Annotated in this window: 3 protein-coding genes; 2 read left to right on the forward strand and 1 reads right to left on the reverse strand. The window is 70.9% G+C overall.

The annotated features are described in order from the left end of the window. Window positions 1–189 precede the first annotated feature (189 nt). Complete coding sequence (locus ABDW21_RS16620; protein WP_343603110.1) at window positions 190–1038, forward strand: NAD(P)-dependent oxidoreductase; 849 nt, start codon at window positions 190–192, stop codon at window positions 1036–1038. Beyond that, window positions 1025–1516: an aminoacyl-tRNA deacylase gene (locus ABDW21_RS16625; RefSeq protein ID WP_343603112.1), complete on the forward strand. Its 492-nt coding sequence runs from the start codon at window positions 1025–1027 to the stop codon at window positions 1514–1516. Before ABDW21_RS16620 ends, ABDW21_RS16625 begins: the two co-directional genes overlap by 14 nt. On the opposite strand, the gene ABDW21_RS16630 is transcribed toward ABDW21_RS16625, so the two are convergent. Next, window positions 1507–1695, reverse strand: coding sequence for a hypothetical protein (locus ABDW21_RS16630; protein ID WP_343603113.1), 189 nt, complete (start codon window positions 1693–1695; stop codon window positions 1507–1509). The genes ABDW21_RS16625 and ABDW21_RS16630 overlap by 10 nt on opposite strands. Window positions 1696–1802: the final 107 nt, after the last annotated feature.

Here is a 1802-nt window from a genome sequence, read left to right on the forward strand (position 1 = left end):
GTCTGCCGCGGTCTGCGTCTGCCGCGGTCTGCGTCTGCCGCGGTCTGCGCACCTACCGCGGCGAAGTCAGCGAGTCGCCTGGCTCAACGGCATCAACCACCGTCGTATTTCCGGTGAAGGTTCGACCGAGCGCAATCCACACGGGACCGCTGATCGGGCGTCGACGGGCGCGGCGCTACTGTGACGGTCATGTCTCTGACCGGCAAGACCATGTTCATCTCGGGCGCCAGCCGCGGAATCGGCCTGGCGATCGCCACACGGGCCGCGCGCGACGGCGCCAACATCGCGCTGATCGCCAAGACCGCCGAGCCGCACCCCAAGCTGCCGGGAACGGTCTACACCGCGGCCAAGGAGCTCGAGGAGGCCGGCGGGCAGGCGCTGCCGATCGTCGGGGACATCCGCGACGGCGACTCGGTGGCGGCCGCGGTGGCTCAGACCGTCGAGCAGTTCGGCGGCATCGACATCTGCGTCAACAACGCCTCGGCGATCAACCTCGGGTCGGTCACCGAGGTGCCGCTGAAACGCTTCGACTTGATGAACGGCATCCAGGTGCGCGGCACGTACGCGGTGTCACAGGCCTGCATCCCGCACATGCAGGGCCGGGCCAACCCGCACATCCTGACGCTGTCGCCGCCGGTGCTGCTCGAGCCCAAGTGGCTCACGCCGACGGCCTACATGATGGCCAAGTTCGGGATGACGCTGTGCGCGCTGGGTATCGCCGAGGAGCTGCGCGACGACGGGATCGCCTCCAACACGCTGTGGCCGCGCACCCTGGTCGCCACCGCCGCCGTCCAGAACCTGCTGGGCGGCGACGAGGCGATGGCGCGGGCCCGCAAGCCCGAGGTGTACGCCGACGCGGCCTACGTCATCCTCAACAAGCCGGCCCGCGAGTACACCGGCAACTCGGTGCTGTGCGAGGACGTGCTGGTGGAGTCCGGGGTCACCGACCTGTCGGTGTACGACTGCACCCCGGGCGGCCAGCTCGGCGTCGACCTGTGGGTGGAGTCGGTCAACCCGCCGGGGTATGTCCAGCCGTAGCGCGACACCGGCACTTGCGGCGCTGTGCGCCGCGGGTGTGCCGCCCGAGGTGGTGACGTTCGCCCCTGATCGGCGGGAGAATTCGTTCGGCGACGCGGCCGTGCACGCGCTGACCAAGGCGTACGGCGTTGCGCCGGAACAGATCTACAAGACACTGATCATCGCGGTGCCGCACGGCCTGGCGGTGGCGATCCTGCCGGTGCCGTCGCGGCTGTCGTTGAAGGCCGCCGCCGCCGCGCTGGGGGTTCCGCGGGCGACGATGGCCGATCCGCTCGGCGCGCAACGCGCGACGGGCTATGTGACGGGCGCTATTTCGCCGTTCGGGCAGCGCCGGCGGCTGCCCACGGTCGTCGACACCGCTGCGCCGGCCTGGGACCGGGTGTACTGCAGCGCCGGCCGGCGCGGTTGGGACGTCGCCGTCGCCCCGGCGGACCTGATCCGGCTCACCGCCGCGGTGACGGCGCCGATTCAGGCCTGACCCAGCAAGGCGTGCATGCTGTCGGCGAACGCGGCGGTGGTGAAACAGACGGGCTCGGCGAACTCGTCCAGGGCGAGCGCGTCGTTCCAGACGGCGGCGCGGCGGAACGCAGCAGCGGCGTGGTCATCGCCACCGTGCGCCGGCAGCGTGGCGACTCGTGCGCACCACTCGTCGGCCATCGCGAGAAGCTCCTCGTAGTGCATCAGCACCAGTCGACGGGCTGGCCGCCGGCAGGGCCGTGATCGTCCCCGGCGTGTTCAACCGGGCAGCCACGGCGATCTACCAC

The organism is Mycobacterium sp. (genome assembly GCF_039583805.1).
In the GTDB taxonomy this organism is placed as follows: domain Bacteria; phylum Actinomycetota; class Actinomycetes; order Mycobacteriales; family Mycobacteriaceae; genus Mycobacterium.